At 68.7% G+C, this 25,498-nt stretch carries 31 protein-coding genes and 1 riboswitch; of the genes, 15 read left to right on the plus strand and 16 right to left on the minus strand.

The genetic code is table 11. The features are described from left to right. The first annotated feature begins 50 nt into the window (after positions 1–50). Genes AC3WRV_RS14550 through AC3WRV_RS14560 form a run of 3 tightly spaced genes read left to right on the plus strand, consistent with a single transcriptional unit; the run spans position 51 to position 3,593 of the window. A complete protein-coding gene (locus AC3WRV_RS14550) occupies positions 51–749 on the plus strand; it encodes a Tat pathway signal sequence domain protein (RefSeq protein WP_492313813.1) in 699 nt (232 codons plus the stop codon). Then, positions 750–2,552 carry an arginine--tRNA ligase gene (gene argS, locus AC3WRV_RS14555; RefSeq protein WP_492313814.1) on the plus strand — a complete coding sequence of 601 codons (1,803 nt, stop codon included), beginning with the start codon at positions 750–752 and terminating at the stop codon, positions 2,550–2,552. A 33-nt stretch (positions 2,553–2,585) separates the two neighbouring features. Next, positions 2,586–3,593 (plus strand): adenosine deaminase, encoded by a 1,008-nt coding sequence (locus AC3WRV_RS14560; RefSeq protein ID WP_492313815.1) that lies wholly within the window; start codon positions 2,586–2,588, stop codon positions 3,591–3,593. Positions 3,594–3,634: 41 nt separating this feature from the next. Here AC3WRV_RS14560 and AC3WRV_RS14565 read toward each other — a convergent pair whose 3' ends face one another. Next, entirely contained in the window at positions 3,635–4,015 is a 381-nt protein-coding gene (locus tag AC3WRV_RS14565; RefSeq protein WP_492313816.1) for a hypothetical protein, read from the minus strand. 185 nt (positions 4,016–4,200) lie between these two features. Next, positions 4,201–4,298: riboswitch (glycine riboswitch) on the plus strand. A 140-nt stretch (positions 4,299–4,438) separates the two neighbouring features. Here AC3WRV_RS14565 and gcvT point away from each other — a divergent pair. From gcvT to gcvPB, 5 genes are read left to right on the plus strand one after another with little or no spacing between them, the layout of a single operon-like run. Then, positions 4,439–5,551 (plus strand): glycine cleavage system aminomethyltransferase GcvT, encoded by a 1,113-nt coding sequence (gene gcvT / locus AC3WRV_RS14570; protein WP_492313817.1) that lies wholly within the window; start codon positions 4,439–4,441, stop codon positions 5,549–5,551. Positions 5,552–5,562: 11 nt separating this feature from the next. Beyond that, positions 5,563–5,928: a glycine cleavage system protein GcvH gene (gcvH, locus tag AC3WRV_RS14575; RefSeq protein WP_291837832.1), complete on the plus strand. Its 366-nt coding sequence runs from the start codon at positions 5,563–5,565 to the stop codon at positions 5,926–5,928. Positions 5,929–5,932: 4 nt separating this feature from the next. Beyond that, positions 5,933–6,445: a hypothetical protein gene (locus tag AC3WRV_RS14580; protein ID WP_492313818.1), complete on the plus strand. Its 513-nt coding sequence runs from the start codon at positions 5,933–5,935 to the stop codon at positions 6,443–6,445. Beyond that, positions 6,446–7,792, plus strand: coding sequence for an aminomethyl-transferring glycine dehydrogenase subunit GcvPA (gene gcvPA / locus AC3WRV_RS14585; protein WP_492313819.1), 1,347 nt, complete (start codon positions 6,446–6,448; stop codon positions 7,790–7,792). 14 nt (positions 7,793–7,806) lie between these two features. Beyond that, complete coding sequence (gcvPB, locus tag AC3WRV_RS14590; RefSeq protein WP_492313820.1) at positions 7,807–9,375, plus strand: aminomethyl-transferring glycine dehydrogenase subunit GcvPB; 1,569 nt, start codon at positions 7,807–7,809, stop codon at positions 9,373–9,375. Positions 9,376–9,410: 35 nt separating this feature from the next. On the opposite strand, the gene AC3WRV_RS14595 is transcribed toward gcvPB, so the two are convergent. Then, complete coding sequence (locus tag AC3WRV_RS14595) at positions 9,411–10,016, minus strand: TetR/AcrR family transcriptional regulator (protein WP_492313821.1); 606 nt, start codon at positions 10,014–10,016, stop codon at positions 9,411–9,413. Positions 10,017–10,087: 71 nt separating this feature from the next. Between AC3WRV_RS14595 and AC3WRV_RS14600 the strand changes: the two genes are divergently transcribed. Together AC3WRV_RS14600 and AC3WRV_RS14605 are read left to right on the plus strand one after the other, a co-directional pair. Next, on the plus strand, positions 10,088–11,011 hold the full coding sequence (locus tag AC3WRV_RS14600; protein ID WP_492313822.1) for an SDR family oxidoreductase: 924 nt from the start codon (positions 10,088–10,090) through the stop codon (positions 11,009–11,011). A 128-nt stretch (positions 11,012–11,139) separates the two neighbouring features. Beyond that, entirely contained in the window at positions 11,140–11,604 is a 465-nt protein-coding gene (locus tag AC3WRV_RS14605; protein WP_492313823.1) for a DUF6789 family protein, read from the plus strand. 61 nt (positions 11,605–11,665) lie between these two features. Here AC3WRV_RS14605 and AC3WRV_RS14610 read toward each other — a convergent pair whose 3' ends face one another. From AC3WRV_RS14610 to AC3WRV_RS14655, 10 genes are all read right to left on the minus strand, one after another. Next, the gene (locus AC3WRV_RS14610) at positions 11,666–12,178 is read right to left on the minus strand and encodes a F0F1 ATP synthase subunit B (RefSeq protein WP_291835039.1); all 513 of its coding nucleotides are present in this window, start codon (positions 12,176–12,178) and stop codon (positions 11,666–11,668) included. Beyond that, positions 12,178–12,771, minus strand: a complete 594-nt coding sequence (locus AC3WRV_RS14615; protein WP_291835036.1) for a F0F1 ATP synthase subunit B family protein — start codon at positions 12,769–12,771, stop codon at positions 12,178–12,180. Before AC3WRV_RS14615 ends, AC3WRV_RS14610 begins: the two co-directional genes overlap by 1 nt. A gap of 71 nt (positions 12,772–12,842) precedes the next feature. Beyond that, complete coding sequence (locus AC3WRV_RS14620) at positions 12,843–13,067, minus strand: F0F1 ATP synthase subunit C (protein WP_056619394.1); 225 nt, start codon at positions 13,065–13,067, stop codon at positions 12,843–12,845. 55 nt (positions 13,068–13,122) lie between these two features. Next, on the minus strand, positions 13,123–13,896 hold the full coding sequence (locus AC3WRV_RS14625; RefSeq protein ID WP_492313824.1) for a F0F1 ATP synthase subunit A: 774 nt from the start codon (positions 13,894–13,896) through the stop codon (positions 13,123–13,125). Positions 13,897–13,903: 7 nt separating this feature from the next. Then, positions 13,904–14,263, minus strand: coding sequence for an AtpZ/AtpI family protein (locus AC3WRV_RS14630; protein WP_291835022.1), 360 nt, complete (start codon positions 14,261–14,263; stop codon positions 13,904–13,906). 249 nt (positions 14,264–14,512) lie between these two features. After that, positions 14,513–14,932: a hypothetical protein gene (locus AC3WRV_RS14635; protein ID WP_492313825.1), complete on the minus strand. Its 420-nt coding sequence runs from the start codon at positions 14,930–14,932 to the stop codon at positions 14,513–14,515. A gap of 54 nt (positions 14,933–14,986) precedes the next feature. Then, entirely contained in the window at positions 14,987–16,897 is a 1,911-nt protein-coding gene (gene dxs, locus AC3WRV_RS14640) for a 1-deoxy-D-xylulose-5-phosphate synthase (RefSeq protein ID WP_291835017.1), read from the minus strand. Positions 16,898–17,015: 118 nt separating this feature from the next. After that, complete coding sequence (locus tag AC3WRV_RS14645) at positions 17,016–17,885, minus strand: polyprenyl synthetase family protein (RefSeq protein ID WP_291835042.1); 870 nt, start codon at positions 17,883–17,885, stop codon at positions 17,016–17,018. Between the two features lie 38 nt (positions 17,886–17,923). Beyond that, the gene (locus AC3WRV_RS14650; RefSeq protein WP_492313826.1) at positions 17,924–18,274 is read right to left on the minus strand and encodes a tRNA-binding protein; all 351 of its coding nucleotides are present in this window, start codon (positions 18,272–18,274) and stop codon (positions 17,924–17,926) included. Next, the gene (locus AC3WRV_RS14655) at positions 18,274–18,519 is read right to left on the minus strand and encodes an exodeoxyribonuclease VII small subunit (RefSeq protein ID WP_291835012.1); all 246 of its coding nucleotides are present in this window, start codon (positions 18,517–18,519) and stop codon (positions 18,274–18,276) included. Before AC3WRV_RS14655 ends, AC3WRV_RS14650 begins: the two co-directional genes overlap by 1 nt. A 127-nt stretch (positions 18,520–18,646) precedes the next feature. Between AC3WRV_RS14655 and AC3WRV_RS14660 the strand changes: the two genes are divergently transcribed. Next, positions 18,647–19,621, plus strand: coding sequence for a hypothetical protein (locus AC3WRV_RS14660; protein WP_492313827.1), 975 nt, complete (start codon positions 18,647–18,649; stop codon positions 19,619–19,621). Continuing rightward, a complete protein-coding gene (locus tag AC3WRV_RS14665) occupies positions 19,618–19,974 on the plus strand; it encodes a hypothetical protein (protein ID WP_492313828.1) in 357 nt (118 codons plus the stop codon). The genes AC3WRV_RS14660 and AC3WRV_RS14665 overlap by 4 nt, the downstream gene beginning before the upstream one ends. A gap of 5 nt (positions 19,975–19,979) precedes the next feature. Here AC3WRV_RS14665 and AC3WRV_RS14670 read toward each other — a convergent pair whose 3' ends face one another. From AC3WRV_RS14670 to AC3WRV_RS14685, 4 genes are all read right to left on the minus strand, one after another. Beyond that, positions 19,980–20,606 carry a peptidylprolyl isomerase gene (locus AC3WRV_RS14670; RefSeq protein ID WP_492313829.1) on the minus strand — a complete coding sequence of 209 codons (627 nt, stop codon included), beginning with the start codon at positions 20,604–20,606 and terminating at the stop codon, positions 19,980–19,982. Between the two features lie 17 nt (positions 20,607–20,623). Further along, positions 20,624–21,208 (minus strand): histidine phosphatase family protein, encoded by a 585-nt coding sequence (locus tag AC3WRV_RS14675; RefSeq protein WP_492314087.1) that lies wholly within the window; start codon positions 21,206–21,208, stop codon positions 20,624–20,626. Between the two features lie 127 nt (positions 21,209–21,335). Then, positions 21,336–22,256 carry a histone deacetylase family protein gene (locus AC3WRV_RS14680; protein ID WP_492313830.1) on the minus strand — a complete coding sequence of 307 codons (921 nt, stop codon included), beginning with the start codon at positions 22,254–22,256 and terminating at the stop codon, positions 21,336–21,338. Next, the gene (locus tag AC3WRV_RS14685) at positions 22,253–22,630 is read right to left on the minus strand and encodes a winged helix-turn-helix transcriptional regulator (protein ID WP_492313831.1); all 378 of its coding nucleotides are present in this window, start codon (positions 22,628–22,630) and stop codon (positions 22,253–22,255) included. The genes AC3WRV_RS14680 and AC3WRV_RS14685 overlap by 4 nt, the downstream gene beginning before the upstream one ends. An 84-nt stretch (positions 22,631–22,714) precedes the next feature. Here AC3WRV_RS14685 and AC3WRV_RS14690 point away from each other — a divergent pair, with 84 nt between their 5' ends. The 3 genes from AC3WRV_RS14690 to AC3WRV_RS14700 are packed head-to-tail and all read left to right on the plus strand — an operon-like array spanning position 22,715 to position 25,467. Beyond that, positions 22,715–23,725: a zinc-binding alcohol dehydrogenase family protein gene (locus tag AC3WRV_RS14690; protein ID WP_492313832.1), complete on the plus strand. Its 1,011-nt coding sequence runs from the start codon at positions 22,715–22,717 to the stop codon at positions 23,723–23,725. A 9-nt stretch (positions 23,726–23,734) separates the two neighbouring features. Next, the gene (locus AC3WRV_RS14695) at positions 23,735–24,268 is read left to right on the plus strand and encodes a GNAT family N-acetyltransferase (protein ID WP_492313833.1); all 534 of its coding nucleotides are present in this window, start codon (positions 23,735–23,737) and stop codon (positions 24,266–24,268) included. A 20-nt stretch (positions 24,269–24,288) separates the two neighbouring features. Next, positions 24,289–25,467 (plus strand): vWA domain-containing protein, encoded by a 1,179-nt coding sequence (locus AC3WRV_RS14700; RefSeq protein ID WP_492313834.1) that lies wholly within the window; start codon positions 24,289–24,291, stop codon positions 25,465–25,467. The last annotated feature ends 31 nt before the right edge of the window (positions 25,468–25,498 follow it).

The raw sequence follows: 25,498 nt of genomic DNA on the forward strand, positions 1-25,498 counted from the left end.
GCGGACGGCGTCGGGCTGTCGCCGCCTCCTCGTGATCTGGAAGAGCATTGATGCGTCGCGTCCTGAAGGTTTCCCTGGCCTCGGCTCTTGTCGCCGCCACCCTCGCGGCCGTCGCGCCCGCCGCCGTCGCGCAGAGCCGGCCGGGCGGACGCGGACAGGATCCGGCGGGCCGCGACCGCCCCGAACCGGGCGAGCAGACCGGCGACCGGGCCCGTCGGGTGCGCATCGCCCCGCTGCAGCGCCGCTCGGCGGCCGGCCCCTGCCCCTATGTGAAGATCCTCTACGACGCCGCCCGCTACGTCGAAATGACCGGCGACCGGGTCGCGGCCGCCAACGTCGGCTACACCGGCGAAATGGAGGGCCTGGTGTCCGACTGCGCCTACCAGGGCGACGGGCCGATCCAGGTCGAGACCCGCGTGCTGTTCAACCTCGGCCGCGGACCGCAAGCGCAGGGCGACGGCCGCACCTACCGGTACTGGATCGCCGTCACCGAGCGGAACAGCGCCGTGCTGGAGAAAACCTATTTCGACCTGCCGGTGACGTTCGAGAACGGCGCCACCACGACGACGGTCACCCAGGACAACACGATCGTCATCCCGCGCGCCTCGGCCACGACCGCGGGCGACCATTTCGAGATCCTGGTCGGCTTCGACATCACGCCGCAGATGGCCGAGTTCAACCGATCGGGCAGCCGTTTCCGCGTCAACGCGGGCGCCGCCGCCCCCACGACCCAGCCCCCGGCCCAGTAAATGACCGATCTCAGAACGGAACTGGGCGAAGCGGTCGGGGCCGCCTTCGCCGCCGAAGGCGTGGACCCCGCGCTGGCGCGCGTCACCCCCTCGGACCGGCCCGACCTGGCCGACTTCCAGTCCAACGGCGCCCTGGCCGCCGCCAAGGCGCTGAAGGCTAATCCGCGTGAGCTGGCCGGCAAGATTGCGGCGCGCCTGGAAGGCGATCCGCGCCTGGCCTCGGTCGAGATCGCGGGCCCGGGCTTCATCAACCTGAAGATCGCCGACGCCGCCCTGGCCCGGCGCGCGACCGAGGTGGCCACGGACGCCGAACACGCCGGAGCCGCGGTCGTCGCCGAAGCCCGCAAGGTGGTCATCGACTACGGCGGCCCGAACGTGGCCAAGCCGATGCACGTCGGCCACCTGCGCAGCGCCATCATCGGCGAAAGCCTGAAGCGGCTGTTCCGCTTCCGCGGCGACGACGTGACCGGCGACGCCCACTTCGGCGACTGGGGCTTTCAGATGGGCCTGCTGATCGTCGCCTGCGGCGACGAAGGGCTGGCCGACGCCTTCATGGCCGAGGGCGACGGTCCCTTCCCGGCCGAAAGCCCGGTGACCCTGGGCGACCTGGACCGCCTCTATCCGCTGGCCGCCGGCAAGGCCAAGGAAGACCCGGCCTTCCGCGACCGCGCCCGCAAGGCGACGGCGGAACTGCAGGGCGGCCGCCCCGGCTATCGCGCGCTGTGGAAGCATTTCGTGGCGGTCAGCCGCGAGGCGCTGAAGCGCGAGTATGGCGACCTGTCGGTCGATTTCGACCTGTGGAACGGCGAGAGCGACGCCGATCCGCAGATGCCCGAGATGCTGGAGCATCTGAAGGCGACCGGCCTGCTGGTCCCCGACGACGGGGCCCAGGTGGTGCACGTCGCCCGGCCCGGTGAGACCCGCAAGAAGAAGCTGGCCGACGGCTCGGTGATCGAGGCTCCCTCCCCGCCGCCGCTGCTGGTGATCAGCTCGGAAGGCTCGGCCATGTACGGCACGACCGACCTGGCCACGATCCTGGACCGCAAGAAGTCGCTGGCGCCGGACCTGGCCCTGTACGTCGTCGATGAGCGCCAGGCCGAGCATTTCGAACAGGTGTTCCGCGCCGCCTATCTGGCGGGCTACGCGGCCGAAGGCGCGCTGGAGCACCTCGGCTTCGGCACCATGAACGGCCAGGACGGCAAGCCCTTCAAGACCCGCGCGGGCGGCGTCCTGAAGCTGCGCGACCTGATCGACCAGGCGACCGAAAAGGCGCGCGAGCGCCTGCATGAGGCCAAGCTGGGCGACGACCTGCCGCCCGACGCGTTCGAGGCCATCGCGCACAAGGTGGCGATCGCCGCCCTGAAGTTCGCCGATCTGTCGAACGCCCGGACCACCAGCTACGTCTTCGACCTCGACCGATTCATGAGCTTCGAGGGCAAGACCGGTCCCTACCTGCTGTATCAGGCCGTGCGCATCAAATCCCTGCTGCGCCGGGGCGAGGAACAGGGCGCCCGGCCCGGAGCCATCGTCATCGCCGAACCGGCGGAGCGCGACCTGGCCCTGACGTTGGACGCCTTCTCGCAGGCGGCGGCCGAGGCCTACGACAAGCGCATGCCGCACGTGATCGCCGAGCACGCCTACCGGCTGGCGCAGTCGTTCTCGAAATTCTACGCCGCCTGCCCCGTGCTGGTGGCGCCGGACGAGGCGACCAAGGCGTCGCGGCTGGCCCTGTCGAAGGCCACGCTGGATCAACTGGTCCTGACGCTGAGCCTGCTGGGAATCGACACGCCGGAGCGGATGTAGGCTAGACTGGCGGGGCCTTTCAGGAGCCCCCTCATGTCGCTCGACGCCTATATCGCCGGCCTGCCCAAGGCCGAGCTGCATCTTCACATCGAGGGCTCGCTGGAGCCCGAGCTGATGTTCGAGCTGGCGCAGCGCAACGGCGTGGCCATTCCGTTCGACAGCGTCGAGGCCGTGCGCGCGGCCTATGACTTCTCGAACCTGCAGGACTTCCTGGACATCTATTACGCCGGGGCCAACGTCCTGCTGACGCGCAAGGATTTCGAGGACCTGGCCTTCGCCTATTTCCAGCGCGCCGCCGCGGACAACGTCCGCCACGCCGAGATCTTCTTCGATCCCCAGACCCACACCGACCGGGGGGTACCCTTCGCCGTGGTGGTGGAAGGCCTGATCGCGGGCATGGAGCGGGCGAAGGCCGAACTGGGCGTGACCAGCGGCCTGATCCTGAGCTTCCTGCGTCACCTGAGCGAGGAGGAGGCCTTCGCCACGCTGGAGATGGCCAAGCCCTACCTGCACCACTTCATCGGGGTGGGGCTGGATTCGTCCGAGGTCGGACATCCGCCGTCGAAATTCGTCCGCGTTTTCGCCGCCGCGCGTGAGCTGGGCCTGAAGCTGTGCGCCCACGCCGGCGAGGAAGGCCCGCCCGCCTATGTGCACGAGGCGCTGGACCTGCTGCACATCGACCGCATGGACCACGGCAACCGCTCGATGGAGGACGAGAGCCTGATCGAGCGGCTGGCCGCCGAGCAGATGACCCTGACCGTCTGCCCCCTGTCGAACCTGAAGCTCTGCGTGGTGAACGACCTGAAGGACCACCCGGTCCCCGAGATGCTGCGCCGGGGCCTGCACGTCACCCTGAACTCGGACGACCCGGCCTATTTCGGAGGCTATGTGAACGCCAACTACGCCCGTCTGGCCGAGGCCGTGGGCCTGACCCGCGAGCAGGTGACCCAGATCGCCATCAACAGCTTCGAGGGCAGCTTCCTCGATGAGGCGGACAAGGCGGCGCGGATCGCAGAAGTGAAGGCTTACGCGAGCGTCTGAACCTCACCTTCCCGTCGCCCCTTCAGGATGACGGGGTCGGTTTACGGGCACGGATACTGGCGCCGGATGACCTCGCGCAGGCCATCGGTGATCGTCATGCGCCGGCGGCGGGGTTCGGGGATCGCCTTGAGCTGATTCAGGACGGTCTCGGTATTGAACGTGAAGGTCTCGGGTAGACACGTCTGAGGCGGCTGGTTCGCCTCCCGCGCCCGATACTGCGCCGTGGCGATGAGTATCAGGCCGGCTTCGACCTCGCGCTTGAGGCGACGATAGTCGGACCGCAGAAGAGCCAGCGGATTGCGTGGAATGCGGTCGGCCGTGGCGATGAACTCGTTCAGCGGCATGGTCTGGGCGGAGGCCGAGCCCGGCAGGGCGGCCCCCAGCATCACGACACCCACGATGATCCATACGATCCGCCACATCCCCCACCTCCCTTGTACAGCACAGCTACAGGATGTCGTTTTAGCTGAACGCGAAATGAACGCCGCCGCCGCACGGATGGGGGCGCGCTCGCATGGCGTGAGCACCCGCCGCCACCGCCCCGTCATTGGCGGCCCGATCCGCCCGCCCACGCTTGACTTCGCGCCGGAGTCGGGGCCTAGGTCCGCTCGCTCTCGCGGGAGAGATCGGGGTCCGGAAACGGAGCCCGGAGCCGAAGGCGCAACCGCCCCGGAAACGCTCAGGCAAAAGGACCGCGAAAGCGCACGGACGCTGGAAAGCCGCCGCATGGCGCGCCGACGGAGCAAGTCCCGGATCACGTCCGGGGCGGAATCTCTCAGGCTTCAGGACAGCGGGGGCGCGAAGACGGCGGAGCTTCCGCCAAAACCCGCGACCGCGAGAGTCTTATGACCGATCAAGCCTTGAAGACCACTCCCCTGAACGCCGCGCACCGCGCGCTGGGCGCCCGCATGGTCGGCTTCGGCGGCTATGACATGCCGGTGCAGTATGAAGGGGTGCTGGCCGAGCACCGCTGGACCCGCGAGCACGCAGGCCTGTTCGACGTGTCGCACATGGGCCAGTGCAAGATCACCGGCGCGGACGCCGTGACCCAGTTCGAACGCTTCGTGCCCGGCGACTACCAGGTCCTGAAGTCCGGCCGGCAGAAGTATTCGCTGCTGCTCAACGAGAGCGGCGGCATTATCGACGATCTGATGGCCGGCAAGCCCGACCACGACGGCCTGTTCGTCGTCGTCAACGCCGGCAACAAGGACGAGGACTTCGCCTTCTGGGAAGCCAACCTGCAGGGCGACGCCAAGCTGACCGTGCTGGACCGCGCCCTGATCGCCATCCAGGGGCCCGAGGCCGCCGAGGTCATGGCCGCCCACGATCCGGTCTTCAACGATTTCGGCTTCATGGACAGCGCGCGGCTGATGCTGTTCGGGGTGGACTGCTACGTCTCCCGCTCGGGCTACACCGGAGAGGACGGCTACGAGATCTCGGTCCCGGCCGCCGACGCCGAGCGCATCTGGAACGCCATCCTGAAGGACGCCCGCGTCAAGCCGATCGGCCTGGGCGCCCGCGACAGCCTGCGCCTGGAAGCCGGCCTGCCGCTGCACGGCCATGACATCGACGCCTCGACCAGCCCGGTCGAGGGCGCGCTGACCTTCGCCCTGTCCAAGTCGCGCAAGGAAGCCGCTGACTTCAACGGCGCCGACCGCATCCTGAAGGAACTGGCCGACGGCCCGAGCCGCGTCCGCGTCGGCCTGAGCGTCAAGGAAGGCGCCCCGGCCCGCGAAGGCGCCGAGATCGCCGACCTGGACGGAAACATCATCGGCACGGTCACCTCGGGCGGCCCCTCGCCGACGCTGGGCCGCAACATCGCCATGGGCTATGTGCCCCCCGCCTTCGCCGAACTGGGCACGGACCTGAAGGTCCTGGTGCGCGGCAAGCCCGCCGCCGCCGAGGTCGTCGCCATGCCCTTCGTCGCCCAACGCTACTACCGCAAACCCAAGGTCTAAGGATCACTCCCATGCGCTTCACCAAGGATCACGAGTGGGTCAAAGTCGACGGCGACATCGCCACCGTCGGCATCTCCAAGCACGCCGCCGACGCCCTGGGCGACGTGGTGTTCGTCGAGACCCCGGACGCCGGCAAGGCCGTCTCGAAGGGCGACAGCTTCGCCGTCGTCGAGAGCGTCAAGGCCGCCTCGGACGTCTACGCCCCGGTGTCGGGTGAAGTCGTCGAAGGCAACGCCGTCCTCGCCTCGGCTCCGGAAACCGTCAACGCCGACCCGGAAGGCGAAGGCTGGTTCGCGAAGATCCGCGTCTCGGACGCCTCGCAACTGGACGCCCTGATGGACCGCGCCGCCTACGACGCCTTCCTCGCCACCCTCTGACGCGGTGTTCACGGTCTACTTCAGCCACGCGACGACGACGCCGTTCCAGCCAGGCCTGCGCCAGCTGGTCGAGGCGGCGCTCGTAGACAGCGGGGCGGAGCGGACCGGTCTGGAGGCTGAAGTGCGGCTCAACGACGGGGCGCTTCTGTATCTGTTCGGGGAAGACGAGACCGACGGGATGCTCGCCGAGTACCCCGTCCTCACCCCGACGGTCGCCGAGGCGCTCCTGACGATCCTGTCGCGGACCAACAGCTTCCTGCTCGGCGATCCCCGGGGCGCAGCCCTGGTGCGCCTGTCGGGCGTCGTGGGCGAGCCCCGCGCCCCCCTGATCTTCGCGCCGCAGATAACCGAGTTTGAGTCCGCCGACGACCTCCTGGAACTGCTGAAGCAGATCCACGAAAGCCGCGAGGACTCCGAACCCGCCTCCCGTCCGACGCCCGCCCCGGCGGCGCGACGCCCTTCAAAGCCCGGCCCGGGCTCCTTCATCCTCGATCTCCTCTTCGGGAAAGCTGTCTAGATGCGTTACCTCCCCCTGACGCCCGACGACCGTGAGGCCATGCTGGCCGCGATCGGCGCCAAATCCATCGACGACCTGTTCGTGGACGTGCCGCAGGCGGCGCGCCGCGAAGGCTTCGTCGACCTGCCGCGCGTGGCGGGCGAACTGGAAGTCGAGCGCACGCTCTCGGCCATGGCCAACAGGAACGCCTCGGCCGGTTCGGTGCCCTTCTTCTGCGGCGCCGGCGCCTACAAGCACCACGTCCCGGCCACCGTGGACCACGTGATCCAGCGGTCGGAATTCCTGACCAGCTACACCCCCTACCAGCCGGAAATCGCCCAGGGCACGCTGCAGTACCTGTACGAGTTCCAGACCCAGGTCGCGAACCTGACCGGCATGCCGGTGGCCAACGCCTCGCTCTATGACGGCTCGACCGCCATGGCCGAGGGCGTGCTGATGGCGACCCGCGTGACCCGCCGCAACAAGGCGGTGATCTCGGGCGGGGTGCACCCGCACTACGTCCGCGCCACCGAGACCGTGGTCCACGCCGTCGGCGTAGAGACCCTGGCCCTGCCCGCCGCCGTGGACGCCGAGGCGGACGTGATCGCCCAGATCGGCCCGGACACAGCCTGCGTGGTCGTCCAGACCCCGAACGTCTTCGGCACCGCCACCGACGTGACCAAGATCGCCGAGGCCGCTCACGCCGCCGGCGCCCTGCTGATCGTCGTGGTCACCGAGGCCGTGTCGATGGGCCTGCTGAAGTCGCCCGGCGAGATGGGCGCGGACATCGTCGCGGCCGAGGGCCAGTCGATCGGCAACGCCCTGAACTTCGGCGGCCCCTACGTCGGCCTGTTCGCCACCCGCGAGAAGCTGATCCGCCAGATGCCGGGCCGCCTGACCGGCGAGACCGTGGACGCCGACGGCGAGCGCGGCTTCGTCCTGACCCTGTCGACGCGCGAGCAGCACATCCGCCGCGACAAGGCGACGTCGAACATCTGCACCAACTCGGGCCTGTGCACCCTGGCCTTCACCATCCACATGAGCCTGCTGGGCGAGACGGGGCTGCGCAAGCTGGCCCTGCTGAACCACGAGAAGGCCGTGGCGACCCGCGACGCCCTGGCCGCCATTCCGGGCGTCGAGGTCCTGACCCCGCGCTTCTTCAACGAGTTCGCGATCAAGCTGCCGAAGAACGCCGCCGAAGTGGTCGACACCCTGGCCGGACACCATGTGCTGGCGGGCGTGCCGTACAGCCGTCTGGCCCCCGACGCGGGCATGGATGACGTGCTGCTGGTCGCGGCCACCGAAACCACCCTGGATCACGACATCAAGTTCCTGGCGAAGGCTCTCGCCACGGTCCTGGCGGCCTGAGCGGAGATCGAACGATGAGCACCATGAACACCGTCGGCCGCCCGACCGCCCCGAACCAGGTTTCCGAGAAGCCCGCCACCCTGACCGGCGGCCGCGGCCTGCTGCAGAACGAAGCCCTGATCTTCGAGGGCGAAGGCTGGGGCAAGACCGGCGTTGACCTGCCGGAACCGAAGACGACCGGTTCGGACCTCGGCGATCTGGTCCGCAAGGATCCGATCGGCCTGCCGGGCCTGAGCGAGCCCGAGGCCATGCGCCACTATGTGCGCCTGTCGCAGAAGAACCACGCCATCGACCTGGCCATCTATCCGCTGGGCTCGTGCACGATGAAGCACAACCCGCGCCTCAACGAGAAGATGGCCCGCCTGCCCGGCTTCTCGGACATCCACCCGCTGCAACCGATCTCGACCGTGCAGGGCGCGCTGGAGCTGATGGACACCCTGGCCCACTGGCTGAAGACCCTGACCGGCATGCCCGCCGTCGCCCTGTCGCCCAAGGCCGGCGCGCACGGCGAGCTGTGCGGCCTGATGGCCATTCGCGCGGCCCACGAGGCCTCGGGCCAGCATGAGAAGCGCCGCAAGGTTCTGGTGCCGACCTCCGCCCACGGCACCAACCCGGCCACCGCCGCCTTCGTCGGCTATTCGGTCGTGGAAGTGGCCCAGACCGACGACGGCCGCGTGGACGTCGCCGACCTGGCCTCCAAGCTGGGCGACGACGTCGCCGCCATCATGGTGACCAACCCCAACACCTGCGGCCTGTTCGAGCGCGACATCCTGGAGATCAGCCGCCTGACGCACGAAGCGGGCGCCTATTTCTACTGCGACGGCGCCAACTTCAACGCCATCGTCGGCCGGGTCCGCCCGGGCGACCTCGGCGTCGACGCCATGCACATCAACCTGCACAAGACCTTCTCGACGCCCCACGGCGGCGGTGGTCCGGGCGCGGGTCCGGTGGTGCTGTCCGAGGCCCTGGCTCCCTTCGCCCCGGCCCCGTGGGTCGTGCACGACGACAACGGCTATCGGCTTGTCGAGCGCGAGGAAGACGAGGCAGCCCAGGCCTTCGGCCGCCTGTGCGCCTTCCAGGGCCAGATGGGCATGTACGTCCGCGCGCTGAGCTACATGCTGAGCCATGGTTCGGACGGCCTGCGTCAGGTGGCCGAGGACGCGGTCCTGAACGCCAACTACATCAAGGCCCGCCTGCAGGACCTGATGAGCCCGGCCTTCCCGGAGGGCCCGTGCATGCACGAGGCCCTGTTCGACGACGAATGGCTGAAGGGCACGGACATCACCACGCTCGACTTCGCCAAGGCGATGATCGACGAGGGCTTCCACCCGATGACCATGTATTTCCCGCTGGTCGTCCACGGGGCCATGCTGATCGAGCCGACCGAAACGGAATCGAAGGCCGAGCTGGACCGCTTCATCCACGCCATGCGCCTGCTGGCCGAGGCCGCGAAGGCCGGCGACGTCGACCGCTTCAAGGGCGCGCCGTTCCACGCCCCCCTGCGCCGCCTGGACGAGACCCGCGCCGCCCGCTCGCCGGTGCTGCGCTGGACCGCCCCGGATGGCTCCAACCAGGCGGCCTGATCCCGATAGCCTCCCCCGCCGCGCGGGGGAGGCCGTCACCCCGCGACGCGCCTGAGCGCCGCGAAAGCCGCGCGGCCGAAGACCTCCGGGTTCCCTGAAGGGTCTTTCAGCCAGGCCTCCGTGGACAGCTTCAGGATGCTGACGGCCGCGCCGGCGACCACCCGGCAGCTGATGTCGTCCTCGGGCAGTCCCTTGCGGGCCGCCAGGGTCTGCGCCAGCAGCCGTTCGATCCGCTCGTACTTGGCCTGATCGCCGGGCTGCAGGGACGGCGTGCAGCCGATCAGGGCGGCCACGGCGCGCATTTCCTCGGACCGATGGCGCTGCGCCAGATCGACGAAGGCGTTCTCCACCATCTCCAGCAGAGGCTCGTCCGCCGGTCGCGCGGCCACGGCGTCGGCGATCAACTGCGGAAATTCGGCCTTGGTCGAGAGGATGATCTCCTCCTTGGTGCCGAAATAGTTCAGCAGGGTCCGCCGCGAGACGTCGGCGGCCGCCGCGACTTCGTCCAGGGTCGTGGCCTCGAACCCCTTCTCGAGGAACAGCCGGACGCCTTCCGTCTGAATGCGGGCGTGCGTCTCCGCGCGCTTGCGCTCGCGCAGACCGGGCTCGCTAGAAGAATTGTGATCTTGCACTTCTTGCATATTTGCACCGGATGCAGATATGCAAGCCGGAGCCCTTCGAGGCGACTGGTTTCAGCGACAGGATAAAGCCAATGGCGACGTGGACCACAAAAGATATTCCCGATCAAAGCGGCAAGCTGGCCGTGGTGACCGGCGCGACTGGCGGGCTGGGGCTGGAAACGGCCATCGCTCTTGCGGGCGCAGGCGCGGAGGTGGTGCTGGCGGCCCGCAATCCCAGAAAGGGCGCGGAAGCCGAGCAGCTGATCCGCACGCGCCATCCGTCGGCGAATGTGCGCTTCGATCTGCTGGACCTGGGCGATCTGGCCTCGGTCACGGCCTTCGCGGACCGATATCTGGCCGCGGGCCGGCCGATCGACCTGCTGATCAACAATGCGGGCGTCATGGCCCTGCCGAAGCGGCAGAGCACGGCCGACGGGTTCGAGATGCAGTTCGGCACGAACTACCTGTCCCATTTCGCCCTGACGGCGCGCCTGCTGCCCCTGCTGACGGCGGCGAAAGCCCGGGTGGTGCAACTGTCCAGCATGGCGCACCGCGGAGGGCGCATCCGTCTGGATGACCTCAACTACGAGCAGGGCTATCGGCCCTGGCCGGTCTATCAGCAGTCGAAGCTGGCCATGCTGATGTTCGCCCTGGAACTGGATCGCCGCAGCCGGGCGAACGGCTGGGGTCTGACCAGCGTCGCGGCGCATCCGGGCTTCGCGCGGACCGACCTGATCACCAACGGGCCGGCCGTGGACGGCGGCGCCCTGTTCGCATGGGGCACCAGCCTGATTACGCCCTTCCTCAGCCATTCGGCGGCCCAGGGCGCCCTACCGACCGTGATGGCCGCCACGGCTCCCGGCGTCGCCGGCGGCCAGTATTTCGGCCCCCAAGGCTGGCAGGAGATGAAGGGCCCGCCCGGACGCGGCAAGATCGAATCCCAGGCGCTGGACGCCTCCGTCGCCAAGCAGCTCTGGGCCGCATCGGAGGAGCTGACCGGCGTCGCCTTCCCCTGACGCGTTCGACCTCGCTTCCTCCCGCACCTGCGAAGCACGCCAAAGTGAACGTCCTCTCCCGTCAGAGGCGTATGCTTGCGTTGCGTTGTCAGAACCGGAAACAGGCGTTGGAGGCGCTGCAGGTCATGATGTCACGCGTACAAAAGGGTCTGGTCGCGGGTTTTGCGGCCACCGTGGCGGTCTCGATCATCGAGGCCGTGAACATGACGGTCGGGCACTGGGCGGTGAGTTTTCCGCAACTGCTCTCCGTCATGCTGAGGACACCGGATATTCCAGCGGTCGGTTGGATCGCGCACATCGTGGTCGGCACCCTGGTGCTGGGACCGCTGTTCGCCATCCTCTGTCCCCGGCTGCCGACGGATACGCCTGAATCTAAGGGCATCCTGTTCGCCGTGGGCGCCTTCATCCTGATGGGCCTGACAGTCGCGCCGATCGCAGGCATGGGCATGTTCTTCATGCGCGGCGGCTTCGGCACCCTGGCCTGGATGATCGTCAGCCACGCGATCTTCGGCATCGTGCTGGGCAACGTCTACGGCCGGCTGGTGCGACGCGAGAAGCTGCATCCGCCGATCCACGCCGCCCCGGCCCACTGAGCAAGAAAAAGGCCCCGCCGGCGAACCGGCGGGGCCTGATTGTTTTGACCTGACGGCCTGATCAGTTCAGCCGCGTGCCCAGCTGAGCGATGGCGGCGTCGAGGAGCGGATCGCTCTTCTGGCCGGCCACACGGGCGGTCAGGATCTGTTCGGCGGCCTTGGCGGCCAGATCGGCGGCGGCGGCCTTCACCTCAGCGGCGGCCTGGGCCTCGGCCTGGGCGATGCGACGCTCGGCCAGAGCCTGACGGCGGGTCAGGGTCTCTTCCAGCTTGGCTTTCGCCTCTTCTTCCATGCGGCGGGCGTCGGCTTCGGCGGCCTTCAGCATCTCGGCGGCCTGGGCTTCAGCCTCGGCCTTCTCGGCGCGGATCTGGGCCAGCAGGGCCTCGGCCTCGGCGCGCAGGCGGGCGGCCTCGTCGAGTTCAGCCTGGATCTTGGCGGCCTTGGCGTCGAGCACGCCCGCGACCAGCTTGGGCACGCCGGCGATGGCGGCGATCACGAAGAAGATGATCAGACCGATGGCGACCCAAAGTTCCGGGTTGGCCAGGTCGTAGAGATGGGGATTGAAGAATTCCATCAGGCGGCGCCCTTCACGGCGGCGGCGGCTTCAGCGCCGGTCGGCGCTTTACCGGTGAGACGTTCGACAATCGCTACGGCGGTGTCCGACGCGATGGTCGAGACATTGGCCATGGCGGCGTCGCGGGTTTTGCCGATCGCAGCTTCCGCCTCGGCGATACGAGCCGAGACGACGGCCTCTTCCGCGGCGGCGCGTGCGTTGGCTTCGTCGGTCACGCGGGTCTTGGCGGCGGTGGCCGTGGCGCGCGAGGCGGCGCGGGCCTCCTCGACTTCGCGCTTGGCGGCTTCGGCCTGACCGGCGGCTTCAGCCTGCACCTGACGAGCCGTCTCGACCGCGGTCGAAATGGTCGAGGCGCGCTCATCGAACACGCGACGCATGCGCGGCGCGAAGATCTTGGCGATCAGGAGGTAGAGAACGGCGAACAGGAAGACCAGATAGACGATCTGGCCGACCCAGTGCTGGAACTCGAACTGGGGCAGGCCGCCCGACTCGTGTTCACCGCCGTGAGCGGCTTCGGTCGTGGCGTGCGTGTCCTCGACCGCGACCGGGTGGGTCGCGTCTTCGGGCATGACGGGGTGGGCTTGAGCGGTCATCGGTCGCCTGGAGAAGAGTCTGGAAGGTCGTCAGCCGGCGGCGCGGACCGGGTCCGCGCCGCCGAAGCCGATTACGAGATCCAGATCAGGATGCCCATGACGAAGGCCAGGATGCCCAGGGCTTCAGCCAGGGCGGCGCCGACGAACAGGTTGCCGATTTGCGAGCCGGCGGCCGACGGGTTGCGCAGGGCGCCCGCCAGGAATTGGCCGAAGATGTTGCCGACGCCGATGCCGGCGCCGATCATGCCGCACATCGCGATGCCGGCGCCAATGAGTTTAGCGGCTTGGGGATCCATGGTCTCAGTCCTGTTGGTCTAGGTTTTGGTTGGGTTGGAAAGAACTGGTCCGGCCCTAGTGGGCGTGGTCCAGGTTGACCACATCGTTGAGGTAGATGCAGGTCAGAACGGCGAAAACGAAGGCCTGAAGGAAGGCCACGAGGAACTCGAGGGCGGTCAGGCCGATGGTCATGCCCAGCGACAGCGGGAAGACCAGGATGCCGAACCAGCCGGCGCCGCCGATGATCGCGGCGGCGACGAAACCGGCGAACACCTTCAGGGCGATGTGGCCGCCCATCATGTTGCCGAACAGACGAAGCGTCAGGGTGATGGGGCGCAGCAGGAACGAGAAGAACTCGATCAGGCCGACGACGGGGCGCATGACCAGCGGGGCGCCGGTCGGCCAGAACAGCTTCAGGAAGCCGACACCGTTCTTGACGATGCCGACGATGACCACCAGCGCGAAGGTGATGACGCCGAAGGTGGCCGTGATGGCCAGCTGCGAGGTGGCGGTGAAGCTCAGGAACATGCCGAGCAGGTTCATCGCCAGGATGAAGGTGAAGATCGAGAAGACGAACGGGAAGTATTTCTTGCCGTCGTGACCGATGATGGACTCGGTCAGGCCGTCGATCATGCCGAAGAGGGTCTCGCCCACGGCCTGCATGCGGCCCGGGACGACCTTGGCGCCGTTGGTCACGAGCGTCAGGAAACCCACGACGATGACGAAGGCGATGGTCATCGCCAGGTGCGAGTTCGTGAACGCGAGATCGACCTTGCCGACGAGCGGCAGGGTGACGTCGGGCAGATCGACGATCTTCTGGATCTGGAACTGGTGTAGCGGATCGGCCATCGGTCGATCAGGCTCCTTCATCTTCGTCGTCGAAGGGAACCGACTTCGGCTCCCCACTCTTGTTGGCCTCGGCCATGAGACGCTGCGCCGTGCGCCACGCCATCCAGACCGAGAGGGCGAAGCCCAGAAGGACCCCGCCGATAATCCCCACCGGCGAGGTGCCGGCGAAATGATCGACCCCGAAGCCGATCGCGAGACCCACGAAGACGCCGCCGAACAGGTCGGCGATGATCTTCCAGGCCTGGCCCGCCGCCGCCTGACCCGCAGCCTCGTGAGAGAGCGGCGGCGCGGTGCGCGCCTCCAGGTCGGATGCGCTCTTGTTGAGACGAGCGATCGCCTCTTCGCGCGATTCCGGTGGCAGGGACATGGCGGCCTCAGCGCTCCTTGATCCGCCGGTTGGCGAACCCCGGAGGGGGTCTGAATTCGGCGCGGAACCTATAGGCGAGACCCCCGCAGGTCAAGGCGGCGCGAGGATGCTTTAGATCATTGAAAATGCGCACGATTATTTCGCCGTTTGAGCGGGCGTGGCGAACGGTCGCTGTGCTGCGCGAGGATTCGCGCACGGGCCGTCGAACCGGGCCGCATCAAAGTGACGGCGACGATCGCGCAACCGCGTCTATCCGCCCGGCGTCGGCGCCGGGATCGCCGGCTCCTCGCCGCAGCGCAGGCCGGTGTAGAGGCCGTTGAGGTAGTACCAGCGCTGCTCGATGGACCGCGCCCGGGCCTCGCGGCGCTCGCGCTCCGGCCGGGTCAGGGCGTCCGCGCCGGCCAAGGCCAGGCCCGCGCCGGGGATCAGCATGGAGGCGCCCGCGCGGCCGACGCCGACGACCGAACTGAACACTCCGCCGCCCTGCCCGCCCCCCATCTGCGCGCTGAGGTCGGCCGCCTCGTCGGAAATCTGCCGGCAGTTCATGGCTGCGTCGCCGGTGCGGAAGATATGCAGCTGCTCGGGCGGCGGCGATTCCGCCGGCGCCTCCTGGGCGAGCACGGGCCCGGCGGCGAGCGCCAGGGCGAGAGACAGGACGATGGATTTCATGACGACGCTCCGAACCGCCCCGGTTCAAAACGGCATGCCGGCCTCTAGGTTGCCTCAGGCCCGAACGGCGCGGGTCGCCTCGACGCCCAGGGCCTGCAGGGCCGTGGCGGCGATCTGCTCGGCGTTCAGGCCGGCCTGGGCGTACTGGACCGCCGGGCTGTCCTGGTCCTGGAAGACGTCGGGGAGGTGCAGGGTGCGGATCTTGAGCCCGCCGTCCAACGCGCCCTTCTCGGCCAGCATCTGGAGCACGAAGGCGCCGAAGCCGCCCATGGCGCCCTCTTCCACCGTAATCAGGCATTCATGCTCGCGAGCGAGACGCAGGATCAGCGCCTCATCCAGCGGCTTGGCGAAGCGGGCGTCGGCGACGGTGGCCGAGACGCCGCGCGCGGCCAGGGCGTCGGCGGCCTTGAGCGATTCCTGCAGGCGGGTGCCCAGCGACAGGATGGCGACGGTCGTGCCCTCGCGCACGACGCGGCCCTTGCCGATCTGGAGCGGGGCGGCCAGTTCCGGAATCTCGACCCCGACGCCGTCGCCGCGCGGGTAGCGGAAGGCCGAGGGGCGGTCGTCGATCTCCAGGCTGGTGGCGATCATGGCGGCCAGCTCGGCCTCGTCCGAGGCGGCCATCAGGACCATGCCCGGCAGCGCGCCCATGTAGCCGATGTCGAAGCTGCCCGCGTGGGTCGAGCCGTCAGCGCCGACCAGGCCGGCGCGGTCCATGGCGAAGCGCACCGGCAGGGACTGGATAGCCACGTCGTGGACGACCTGGTCGTAGCCGCGCTGGAGGAAGGTCGAATAGATGGCGCAGACCGGCTTCATCCCGTCGGCGGCGAGGCCGGCGGCGAAGGTGACGGCGTGCTGCTCGGCGATGCCGACGTCATAGGTGCGGGTCGGGAAGGCCGCGCCGAACAGGTCGAGGCCGGTGCCCGAGGGCATGGCGGCGGTGATGGCCACCACCGTCGGATCGATCTGAGCCCGCTTGATCAGCTCTGTGCCGAACACCTTGGTGTAGCTGGGCGCGTTGGAGACCGGCTTGGACTGCTTGCCCGAGACGACGTCGAACTTGACCACGGCATGCAGTTTGTCGGCGCTGCTTTCGGCCGGGGCGTAGCCCTTGCCCTTCTGCGTCACGACGTGGACCAGCACCGGGCGATCCGTGATGGCGGCGGCGTTCTTGAGGATGGGAACCAGGTTGTCCATGTCGTGCCCGTCGATAGGACCGACATAGTAGAAGCCGAGTTCCTCGAAGAAGGTGCCGCCGACGATCATGCCGCGGGCGTATTCCTCGGCCTTGCGGGCGGCGTTCTTGAACGGTCGCGGCAGGTGTTCGACGAATTTCTTGCCGATGTTGCGGACCTGGCGATAGGCGCCGCCCGAGACCTGGCGGGCCAGGTAGGCGCTCATGCCGCCGACCGGGGGGGCGATCGACATGTCGTTGTCGTTGAGGATGACCATGAGTTGGCCATTGGTCGCCTCGGCGGCGTTGTTCATGGCCTCGTAGGCCATGCCGGCGGAGATCGAGCCGTCGCCGATGACGGCGACCACGCGGTTGCTCTCACCCTTCTGGTCGCGGGCGGCGGCGAAGCCGAGCGCGGCGCTGATCGAAGTCGAGGCGTGGGCCGCGCCGAAGGGGTCGTATTCGCTCTCGGATCGCTTGGTGAAGCCCGACAGGCCGCCGCCCTGACGCAGGGTGCGGATGCGGTCGCGGCGTCCGGTCAGAATCTTGTGCGGATAGCACTGGTGACCGACGTCCCAGATCAGGATGTCCCTGGGCGTCTCGAACACATGGTGCAGGGCGACGGTCAGCTCGACCACGCCCAGGCCGGCGCCGAGGTGGCCGCCGGTCACCGATACGGCGTCGATGGTCTCGGTCCGCACGTCGTCAGCCAACTGCTTCAGCTGGGCGATGTCGAAGTCCCGCATATCGGCGGGGAACTTCACCTGGTCGAGGATCGGGGTATCGGGCATGCGGGCGGTTCGTACCTAGGCCTTTGGTCTTCCAACACGCAGTAGAGCATTTCGCTGCGGTCGAGGTCGATGCGATCTGAAAAATCCGTGCAGGACCAGTGCAGGGATCCGCTCCGTATCAGGACCGGCGCTGAAGCACAAAGTCCACGCTGGCCTTAAGGATATCCGCGTCGGGCCCGAACACGTCCAGATGGGCGCGGGCCTGGTCCGCCAGGTGCGCGACCCTGTGCCGCGCCTGGTCGACGCCCAGCAGGGTGACGAAATTGGTCTTGCCCTGGGCGTGATCCTTGCGGGCCGCCTTGCCCAGAATGTCCTCGTCGCCCTCGACGTCCAGTAGGTCGTCGACGATCTGGTAGGCCAGGCCGATGTCGTGAGCGAAGCTGGTCAGGGCCTGGCGGTGCACCTCGCGGGCCTGGGCGATGATCAGCGGGATCTCGAAGGCGAAGGTGAACAAGGCGCCGGTCTTGAGCCGCTGCATGCGGGCCACGCCGCCCAGGTCGTCGCGGACGCCAAGGAGGTCGATCATCTGGCCGCCGGCCATGCCGCGCGCGCCGGACGCCATCGACAGACGGGCCGCCAGCTCGCAGCGAATGGCGGGATCCTCGTGGGTGTCCTCATGCAGGATGATGTCGAAGGCGGCGGTCTGCAGCGCATCGCCGGCGAGGACGGCGGTGGCCTCGTCATAGGCGATGTGCACGGTCGGACGGCCGCGCCGGACATCGTCGTCGTCCATGCAGGGCAGGTCGTCATGGACCAGGCTGTAGGCGTGGACGCACTCCAGGGCGCAGGCGGCGCGCAGGACCGGGCGTTCCTCGATGTCGAACAACTGGGCGGCCTCGAGGGCGAAGAAGGGCCGCAGCCGCTTGCCCGGACCGAGCGCGGCGTAGCGCATGGCCTCGGTCAGGCGCGATTCCGGCCCCTCGGCGCGCGGCAGCAATTCATCCAGCGCCACGGTGACCAGGTCGGCGACCTCGGCCACCCGGTCGATGACGCCCTGCTCGGGCGAATTGGCGGCGTGAGGCTTGTTCAGAACAGCCTCCCGCCCACGGGAACGTCGCGATCGACCCCGACCAGCACCACGGCGCCGTTCTCGTCAGGGAAGCCGAGGGTCAGGACCTCGGACCGGACCGGCCCGATCTGGCGGGGCGGGAAGTTGACCACGGCGGCGACCTTGCGGCCCTCCAGCTCCTCGAGCGTGTAGTGCACGGTGATCTGGGCCGAGGACTTCTTGACCCCGATGTCCGGACCGAAGTCGATGGTCAGCTTGTAGGCGGGCTTGCGGGCCTCCGGGAACGGCTCGGCCTTCAGCACCCGGCCGACGCGAACATCGACCTTCATGAAGTCGTCGAAGCCGATGGTTTCGGCCGGTGCGGACATCAGTCGAACGCCGCCGGCTCGGCGCCGCGCGGCTGGCCGTCGGGACCCACGACGATCTTCTCGACGCGCAGTTGGGCGGCCTTCAGCCGCGCCTCGCAATGCGCCTTCAGGCGCGCGCCCTCCTCGTACAGGGCGATCGATTCCTCGAGCGGCGCCTGGCCGGATTCCAGCTTCTGGACGATCTGCTCCAGGCGCTGCAGCGCGTCTTCAAAACTCAGTTCGGCGGGGATGGGAGTGTCGGTCATAGGGCTTCCACGGACGAACACCTTCCTTAGTCAGTGGACCCCGTGGCGGCAATGCGTTGAAAGGGCGTTCCACATACCGTCGTTACCGACTACACGCGTTCAGGTTCGGGAAGAGCGGGGAGCGATCATGCGGGGATGGCTGATCATCGCGGGAGTGTGCGCCGGACTGGCGGGCTGCGCCTCCGTGCCTCGCGACCAGGCGGCAGATCTGGCCAAAAGCGGCGCGGAGGCCTCGGACCTTGCGGCGAAGGAGGTGCGCGACCTGTCGGGACGGCTGGACCGGCAGGAAGAGCTGATGGCCTTCACCAACACCTGGGAGACCTGCATCGAACTGGCCGATCCGAACCAGTGTGAGCCGGCGGACCAGAGCGACGCCAACGCCCAGGAGGTCGGCAAGCTGATCCGGGCGATCAACCTGAGGGCCGACGCGCTGACCGCCCTGGCCGACGCCTATCGGGCGCTGGAACAGGAGGCGCAGTACGACGCGGCGGGCGCGATGGAGGCCGTGGTCGGTCGCCTGACCACCAGCGTCAACGCCTATGCCGACATCCTGCAGCCCGGATCGGGCGCCCTGATCAGCGCCCCTCTGGGCAGCGCGATCAGTCAGGGCGCGGGGCTGCTGGCCGGCGACCGGCAACGGACCCGGCTGCGCAACGGCAGCGCCCGCATCCGCGACGCCGTCGTCCTGCTGCGCCGGTCGCTGGGGGCCGAGGTGCGGCTGTTCAACGCCCTGTCGGGATCGTTCGCTGATCAGGAAGGCGCCGCGGTCGAGGCCCTCTACAACGCCGGACTGATCTCGCGATCGCCTCTATTGCAGCCCATGGCCGCCGACCTGGGCGTGACCCTGGTCCCTGACGCCGAGCAGATCCTGGCGTCCAATCCCAGCGCGCGGGGCGCGACCCTGGCCTTCCTGCGCGGACAGGCCAATGACCGGGTGCGCCTGCAGGCCGCGCGCTATGACGCCATCCTGAACACCCTCGCCAAGCTGGAGACGGCCCACACCGATTTCGAGACCGTGGGCGCCGCCGACATCGCGGACCTGAACCGGGCCATCGCCGAGATCACAGCCCTGATCCCGGCGCCGAAGGAGGCCGCCCGATGAGCAGCACCCATGAGGAGCGCTTCGCCCTGGCCGCTCAGGCCTATTCGGATGCGTGGAGCGCCCGCAAGGCGGACCGCAAGGCCTGCGGCGGCGACGCGGTGAAGCTGAAGGCGATCAACGCCAACCTGGACGGCCTTCACACCCAGATGCTGCGCGCCGCCAACGCCTGGCTGGCCGAAACCGGCCCAGCGGTGGAGGCCGCGTTCAAGGCCGCGAAGGACGCCAAGGCCGCGGTCGACAAGGCGCGTCAGGACGAGGTGGACATCGTCACCCGGCTGGGAGCGTTCGCCGATCTGCTGGACGGGGTGAAAACCCTGATCGACAAGGCGAAGAAGGCGACGGAAGACGCCTGACCGGCTCAGGGCGCCGGCGTCTCGACTCGGCGGGCGGAGATGATGCTGACGCGCGGCTCCAGCATCTGGCCCTGCATGACACCTTCGCCTTCAGTCGGCGACTTGGGCGCCGCCAGGATGGTGCGAACCACATCCATGCCCTCGACCACATGGCCGAACACGGCGTAGCCCGGATCGTCGGGCGTGGTCTTGCCGGCGTCCAGCGAGGTCAGGCTGCCCACGATGATGAAGAAGTCGGCCGTCGCCGTGCCGGGCGCGTTCTGCGCCATCGACAGGGCGCCTTCGGTGTGGGTCAGGCCGGTCTGGCTGGTCGGTTCATGCGCCACGGGCGGCAGGATCCGGTCCCGGGCGCCGCTGGCGCCGCCCTGGATCAGGCCCGCGTCCGGCCCCAGTTGCATGGCGCGGTAGAAGGTCAGGCCGTCGAGACGGCGCTGGTCGACATAGCGGAGGAAGTTGGCTGAGGTCAGCGGCGCGCGCGGATCGGTCTCGACGAGGATGGTCCCCAGATCGGTGACGAGGGCCACGCGGACCCCGGCGGGTGCGGGCGTCGCGGCGTCCTGGGCCAGGACCGGGCCGGCGCCGAACAGCAGAAGAAGGCCGAGGAGGCCGGAAAGCAGGGATCGCCGGATCATGACGCCTCCGTTTCGCTTCAGCGCTTCTCGTAGCGGCGCTGGGACCAGTAGCGGAAGCCCTGGTTGTGAACCAGCTTCCACCCGTCGGCCTTCAGGCGGCGACCGACCATGTGATTGAAATAGCCGTGCGCCAGCACCAGCACGTCCTGACCGCTTTCGGCGCGTCCGATGAGGACCTGGGCGGCCTGCTCGGCGCGAGCCTCGGCCTCGTGCCGGGTCTCCTGACCCTCGTGGTGATTGAAGGCGTGCCACCAGAAACGGGCGACCGCGCCCCAGTATTTCGGCGGCAGCTTGAACCAGGCGGGGAAGTGCGGCGGCGGCAGCGGCGCCTCGATGAACAGGGCGTCGGTCATGACCTCCTTGCCCGCGGCGGCGGCGGCGGCCGTCTCCTGCGCACGGGGGCGGGTCGAAGCGTAGATGGCGCCCGCGCCCTCGGCGGCGGCGACCAGTTCGGGCGGAGGGGTCTGGCCGGCGCGCAGGCCGCCGATCTCATACTTCGCCCACCAGTCGCGGTACTGGTCCGAGGTCAGCATGCATTTGCGCGACAGGGCCGGTTCGCCATGGCGGGCCAGGATAATGGCGCCGGGACGCACCGCGACCAGCGCCGCCCTGACGCGATCTTGGGGCGGGACAGGCTCTGACGGCGCGGACGCGGGGGTATCGACCAAGGATGAGTCTCTAGCGGCGAGGGGCATAACATTGGAGGGCCAAACCTTTGGCAGACCGTCCTTATTCCTCCCCCAGGGCCTGTACATGGGCGACCGCCGAACGGCCCAGCCCTTCTAGGTCGTAACCGCCCTCGAGCGATGAGACAACCTTCCCGCCGCAGCACGAACGCGCGACCTCTATGACGGCGCGGGTGGCCCAGGCGAAATCCTCGGCCTCCAGGCTCTGGTGGGCCAATGGATCGCGGCGGTGCGCGTCGAATCCGGAGGAGATCAGAATCAGGTCGGGCCGAAAGCCCTGCAAGGCCGGCATCAGTCCGCTGGCGAAGGTCGCGCGCCACGCCTCGCGCGCCGCGTGGGGCGCGACGGGCGCGTTGACGATGTTGCCGACGCCGGTCTCGGAGGCGGCGCCCGTGCCGGGATAGAGCGGCATCTGGTGGATGGAGCCCAGAAACAGGCTGTCGTCGGTCTCGAACGCCGCCTGGGTGCCGTTGCCGTGGTGCACGTCGAAATCGATCACGGCGACGCGGACCAGGCCTTCCGACTGGGCCACGCGGGCGGCGACGGCGACGTTGGAGAACAGGCAGAACCCCATGGCCCGGTCGGGCTCGGCGTGGTGACCGGGCGGACGGACGGCGGCGAAGGCGCGGGTCAGCTCGCCCCGGGCCACGGCGCGCACCGCATCGACCACCGCCCCGGCGGCCAGGCGGGCGGCGCGGATGCTGCCGGGCGAAAGGACGGTATCGGCGTCCAGCGGGTTCAGCCCCTCGGCGGGCGAGGCGTCCAGCAGGCGGGCGACATAGGCCGCCGGGTGCAGCCGCTCCAGATCGGCGACCGAGGCTTCGGCGGCGGCGCGGCGGTCGCGGCCCAGGCCGGCGTCGTCCAGCGCGTCCAGCACCGCCTTCAGCCGCTCCGGGCTTTCCGGATGTCCCAGCCCCGGCTGATGGGCCAGCATATCGGGATGGGTGAAGAGAACCGCGCTCACGCGGCGCAGGCCCGGTCGGTGACGCGCAGGTGGCTTTCGCCCCACGCCTTCAGGGCGAGGACCACCGGCGTCAGGTCCCGCCCGGCGTCGGTCAGGCGATACTCCACGCGCGGCGGAACCTCGGCGTAGACGGTGCGGGAGATCAGGCCGTCCTCCTCCATCTCGCGCAGTTGCTTGGTCAGCATCCGCTGGGTGACGTCGCCGACCAGCCGCCGCAAGGCGTTGAAGCGCAGGTTTTCCTGCGTCAGCAGCTGATAAACGATCATGCCCTTCCACTTGCCGCCGATCAGGTCGAGCGAGGCGTCGACGACGCATTCCCCGTCACGCACACGACGCTCGACAGGGCGATGGTAGAAGTGAGAGGCGGTATCCATTCGGGTACTACATCCAGAAAATGACCGTACTTGCCGTCAATGGCAGGGTGCATCAGGTGGGAGTCCGTCGCAACGGAGATCACCATGAAAGCCATCGGAACCCTCGCCCCGCGCCCCTCTGACGATCCGGCCGCCCTGATCGCCTTCGACGCGCCCGAGCCGGCGCCGCGGCCCCGGGACCTGCTGGTCGAGGTCCGGGCCGTGGGCCTGAACCCGGTGGACGCCAAGGCCCGCGCCGGCCGGACCCCCACTGACGGCCAGCCGTCGATCCTGGGCTACGACGCCGCGGGCGTGGTGGTCGGGGTCGGCGCCGAGGCCAGCCTGTTCAAGGTCGGGGACGAGGTCTTCTACGCCGGGCAGATCGATCGGCCGGGTTCGAACGCCGAACGGCAGGCGGTGGATGAGCGAATCGTGGGGCCGAAGCCGAAGTCGCTGACCTTCGCCGAAGCCGCCGCCCTGCCCCTGACCGTCATCACGGCCTGGGAACTGCTGTTCGATCGGATGAAGGCCGGGAAGGACGAGGACGAGACCCTGCTGGTCGTCGGCGGGGCCGGCGGCGTCGGCTCGGCCCTGATCCAGATCGCGCGGGCGGCGACGGACCTGCGCGTCGTGGCCACTGCTTCGCGGCCCGAGACGCGGCAGTGGTGCCTCGAGCTCGGCGCCCATGCCGTCATCGACCACACCGGCCCCATCGACGAGGCGCTGGAGGCCGCGGGCGAACGCGCGCCGAAATACATCGCCGCCCTGACCCAGACGCCGCGCCATTTCGAGGCCCTGGCCCGCGCGATCGCCGTGCAGGGCGTGATCGGCTGCATCGACGACTTCAAGGGCCTGCCCATCGAACTGCTGAAGGGCAAGAGCGCGGGCTTCGTCTGGGAGTTCATGTTCGCCCGCCCGATGCACCAGACCGCCGACATCCAGGCCCAGCATGACCTGCTGACGCAGGTCGCCGCCCTGGTGGACGCCGGGAAGTTCCGCACCACCCTGACCGAAAACCTCGGCCCGTTGTCGGTGGAGGCCCTGCTGGAAGGACACCGACGGCTGGAGAGCGGATCGACCATCGGCAAGCTCGCGCTGGACGCCTTCCCACGCTAAGCGGGGCGGATGACCGACGCGATCATCCGCCCCGCCCGCACCGAAGACGCACAGGCGCTGGCCGACCTGGGCCGCCAGACCTTCATCGACACCTTCGTCGCCGCCGACGGCTTCGCCATTCCCTATCCGGAAGCCGACCTGACGGCCTTCCTGGACGCGAGCTTCAACGCCGACACGATCCGCACCAAGCTGGCGGAGCCGGGCGCGGCCTGGTGGGTGGCGGAGCGCGACGGCGACCTGCTGGCCTTCGCCAACACCGGGCCGAACACCCTGCCCCACCCCGAGGGCGAGGCCGGCCACGCGGAGCTGCGGCGGCTGTACGTCTCGAAGGCCGCGCAGGGGCTGGGACTGGGCACCCGGCTGCTGGCGATCTCGCTGGAGTGGATGCAGGCCAACACCACCGGCCCGATGTGGATCGGGGTCTGGAGCGGCAACCTGAAGGCCCAGAAGCTCTACGAGGCCTACGGCTTCGAGAAGGCGGGCGAGTACCGGTATCCGGTCGGCTCGTGGTTCGATGACGAGTTCATCTTGCGGCGCGGCTGATCGGCGATCAGGTTAGGGGCATGCTCCTGCCCTTCTTCACCGCCCTGCGCGACGCGAAAGTCCCCGTGTCGATGAAGGAATGGCTCCATCTGATGGAGGCCATGGACAAGGGCGTGGCCGGCGGAAAGGTGGATGACTTCTATCACCTGTCGCGCGCCGTTCTGGTCAAGGACGAGAAGCACTACGACCGCTTCGACCAGGTGTTCGGCAAGGTGTTCGCGGGGATCGAGACGGTCGGCGCGGGCGAGGACCTGACCACCGACCTGCCCGAGGACTGGCTGCGGCTGCTGAACGAGAAATTCCTCTCGGACGAGGAGAAGGCCCAGATCGAGGCCATGGGCGGCTTCGACAAGCTGATGGAGACGCTGAAAGAGCGCCTGGAAGAACAGAAGGGCCGGCACGAGGGCGGCAGCAAATGGGTCGGCACGGGCGGGACCAGCCCCTTCGGCCACGGCGGCTACAATCCCGAAGGCGTGCGCATCGGCGGCCCCGGCAAGCAGGGCCGGGCCGTAAAGGTCTGGGAGAAGCGCGAGTACAAGAACCTGGACGACCAGGTCGAGCTGGGCACGCGCAACATCAAGGTCGCCCTGCGCCGCCTGCGTCGCTTCGCCCGCCAGGGCGCGGCGGACGAGCTGGACATGGACGCCACCATCGACGGTACGGCGCGCCAGGGCTGGCTGGACATCCACATGCGGCCCGAGCGGCGCAACACGATCAAGGTGCTGCTGTTCCTCGACATCGGCGGCTCGATGGATGCCCATGTGAAGATGTGCGAGGAGCTGTTCTCGGCGGCGAAGACCGAGTTCAAGCACCTGGAATTCTTCTATTTCCACAACTGCCTCTACGAGGGCGTGTGGAAGGACAACCGGCGCCGGCACGCCGAGAAGATCCCGACCTGGGAGGTGCTGAACAAATACCCCGCCGACTGGCGCGCCATCTTCGTCGGCGACGCGACCATGAGCCCCTATGAGGTGACCATGCCCGGCGGCTCGGTCGAGCACTGGAACGAGGAGGCCGGCGCGGTCTGGCTGAAGCGGGCCACGCAGCAGTGGGACAAGGTGGCGTGGCTGAACCCGTCGCCGGAGCGGTACTGGAACTATTCGGCGTCCGTGGGCCTGATCCGCGATGTCATCGACGAACGCATGTATCCGCTGACGCTGGACGGGCTGGAGAAGGCGATGCGGGCGCTGGCGAAATAGGCTAGCGTGGCGGCGTACATTTCGGAGGCTC

The sequence above is a fragment of the Brevundimonas sp. EU05-FHT14B11 genome (genome assembly GCF_058790835.1).